At 67.8% G+C, this 2,863-nt stretch carries 4 protein-coding genes; all 4 read left to right on the top strand.

The window, feature by feature from the left end; all coding sequences use genetic code 11:
• Positions 1-406: AAA family ATPase (locus VFM98_RS10425; RefSeq protein WP_414709010.1), on the top strand; the 406-nt coding region annotated here is incomplete at its 5' end.
• Between the two features lie 5 nt (positions 407-411).
• On the top strand, positions 412-1,323 hold the full coding sequence (locus VFM98_RS10430; protein ID WP_325109856.1) for a hypothetical protein: 912 nt from the start codon (positions 412-414) through the stop codon (positions 1,321-1,323).
• Positions 1,324-1,332: 9 nt separating this feature from the next.
• Positions 1,333-1,935 carry a GNAT family protein gene (locus VFM98_RS10435; protein WP_325109857.1) on the top strand — a complete coding sequence of 201 codons (603 nt, stop codon included), beginning with the start codon at positions 1,333-1,335 and terminating at the stop codon, positions 1,933-1,935.
• Position 1,936: 1 nt separating this feature from the next.
• On the top strand, positions 1,937-2,863 hold a 927-nt coding region (locus VFM98_RS10440), incomplete at its 3' end, for a hypothetical protein (RefSeq protein WP_325109858.1).

Below are 2,863 nucleotides of genomic sequence, written 5' to 3' on the forward strand. Positions count from 1 at the left end.
GAAGGCCAGGCACCGGCCGCTGGTGTTCATCACCTCCAACAACGAGAAGGAGCTGCCGGATGCCTTCCTGCGCCGCTGCTTCTTCCACTACATCAAGTTCCCCGATGCCGAGACGATGCGGCAGATCGTGGACGTGCACTTTCCGGGTTTGAAGGGTGAGCTGCTGGGCGCGGCGATGAAGACCTTCTACGACGTGCGCAACCTGCCGGGGCTGAAGAAGAAGCCCAGCACCTCCGAGCTGCTGGACTGGCTGAAGCTGCTGGTGGCCGAGGACATCCCGATCGAGGCGCTGCAAAGCAAGGACGACAAGGTGGCGGTGCCGCCGCTGGTGGGCGCACTGCTGAAGAACGAACAGGACGTGACCCTGTTCGAGAAACTGGTGTTCATGCAGCGCCACAACCGGTGAGCGCCATGCGTGCCCTGCTGCGCCCGGCCCTGGCTGCCGCCCTGCTTGCAGGGGGCGCGCAGGCGCAGACGGCCCCCGCGTTGCCGGCACCGGGCGCGGAACTCAAACGCCTGTGCGAAACCATCGCCATGACCCCGGCCGACGCGCGCGAGGCGGCCCGCCGGGCCGAATGCGTGCTGGCCGGCGCCATCCCGAGCCTGAACCGCTTCGAGGAGGCGCGCGTGTTCGCGCGCTGGGCGCTCTCCAGGGGTGAGCCGGCGGGCGGGCTGATGCTGTTCCTGGCCTTCCAGAACGATCCGGCCAACCAGTTCCTGCGCGAGGGCCGGGTCGATGCGCAGGCCTATGCAAGGCTGGCCGCGCGCAGCCTGGCGCAGCGGCGCGAACAGGTCGACGCCATCGAGGGCCTGGGCTTCGCCGCCGGCAAGGGGCATCCCGCCGCCGGCCCGCTGCTGGCCGCCTACTTCCACGACACCGTGGCACCTCGCAACGTGGCACGGCTGGGCGCGCTGACGGCGCTCTTGATCCGCAATGGCGAGCACAGCCCCACCATCGAGCGCTTCGCGCGCGAGGCCGATGCGATCGCGCGCGACGCCGCCGGCACCAAGGCATCGCCGCGGGCCTTCTTCGGCGCCTGGGGCGATGCGCTCGCCGCCGCGCGGCAGGGTTACCGCGCGCAAAGCGGCGGCAAGGCCTGCCAGGACGTGCAGCTGAAATCCGTGAGTGCGACCGAGCTGCAGGGGGCCGAATTCCTGCCGCTCACCGGCACCCTCGTGGCCGAGAGCTACCTCGTGCGCGGGCAGTGGAGCGAGTTCTGGAGCTTCCGCGCCTGCGGCGAGGAGGTGCCGGTGAAGGTCGATTTCGCCGCCGACGGCTGGGGCGGCGCCACGTCCAGCGCCAGCTACGACAAGGGAGCCTGAGGACAAGCCATGCGCAAGCCCGAACCCGTCACGCTCGCCGATGACCGCCTGCGCCTGGAGCCGCTGGCGACGGACCACGTCGCCGCGCTGGAAGCCGCGGCACGCGACGGCGAGCTGTGGAACCTGCGCGTGACTTCCGTGCCCGCACCGGGCGAGACGGCAGCCTACGTGGCCGCGGCGCTGAAAGACCAGGAAGATGGGCACATGCTGCCCTTCGTCGTGGTCGATGCGGCCAGCGGCCGCGTGATCGGCAGCACCCGTTACCACGACATCGTGCCGGCGGTGGAGCGGCTGGAGATCGGCTACACGTGGTACGGCCGCTCCTGGCAGCGCACGCACGTCAACACCACGGCCAAGCTGCTGCTGATGCAGCATGCCTTCGAGACGCTGGGCGCGCAGCTGGTGGGCTGGCGCACCGACAACTACAACTTCGCCAGCCAGCGCGCCATCGAGCGCCTGGGCGCGCGCAAGGACGGCGTTCTGCGCCACCACGCGCTGCGGCGCGACGGCACGGTGCGCGACACCGTGATGTACAGCCTGGCCGCCGGCGAGTGGCCGGAGGTGAAGGCGCACCTGCAGTACCAGCTGGCGCGTCCGCGGGGAGAACGCTGACATGCTGATCGACTTCTTCTATACCCTGCGCAGCGCCAAGCTGCCTGTTTCGGTCAAGGAATACCTCACCCTCGTCGAGGCGCTGAAGGCGGGCGTAGTCGGTCCGCAGAGCGACGGGGCCTTCAGCATCGACGACTTCTACTATCTCGCCCGCACCGCGCTGGTGAAGGACGAGAAGCACTACGACAAGTTCGACCGCGCCTTCGCGGCCTACTTCAAGGGCGTGGAGCTGATCGCCGACTTCAGCAAGGACATCCCGCTGGAGTGGCTGCGCAAGAACCTGGAACTAGAGCTCTCGCCGGAGGAGAAGGCGAAGATCGAGAAGATGGGGTGGGACGAGCTCATGGAGACGCTCAGGAAGCGCTTCGAGGAGCAGAAGAAACGCCACGAGGGCGGCAGCAAGATGATAGGCACCGGCGGCACCTCGCCGTTCGGCGCCTACGGCTTCAATCCGCAGGGCATCCGCATCGGGCAGGACAAGGGCCGCAACCGCAGCGCGGTGAAGGTGTGGGACCAGCGCGCCTACAAGGACTACGACGACAGCCAGGAACTGGGCACGCGCAACATCAAGATCGCGCTGCGGCGGCTGCGCAAGTTCGCGCGCGAGGGCGCCGAGGAGGAACTGGACCTCGACGACACCATCCGCTCCACCGCGGCCAATGCGGGCTGGCTGGACATCAAGATGGTGCCCGAGCGGCACAACAACGTGAAGGTGCTGCTGCTGATGGACGTGGGTGGCACCATGGACGAACACATCCACCGCGTCGAGGAGATGTTCTCCGCCGCGAAGGCGGAGTTCAAGCACCTGGAGTTCTACTACTTCCACAACTGCGTCTACGACTTCATGTGGAAGAACAACCGCCGGCGCTTCAGCGAGAAGTTCCCGACCTGGGACATCATCCGCAAGTACAACAAGGACTACAAGCTG

The sequence above is a fragment of the Ramlibacter sp. genome (genome assembly GCF_035706265.1).
In the GTDB taxonomy this organism is placed as follows: Bacteria; Pseudomonadota; Gammaproteobacteria; order Burkholderiales; family Burkholderiaceae_C; genus Ramlibacter.

Excerpts from the sequence above, each read along its gene's own strand:
- VFM98_RS10430 (WP_325109856.1), top strand. The coding sequence starts at position 412 with ATGCGTGCCCTGCTGCGCCCGGCCCTGGCTGCCGCCCTGCTTGCAGGG.
- VFM98_RS10435 (WP_325109857.1), top strand. The coding sequence starts at position 1,333 with ATGCGCAAGCCCGAACCCGTCACGCTCGCCGATGACCGCCTGCGCCTG.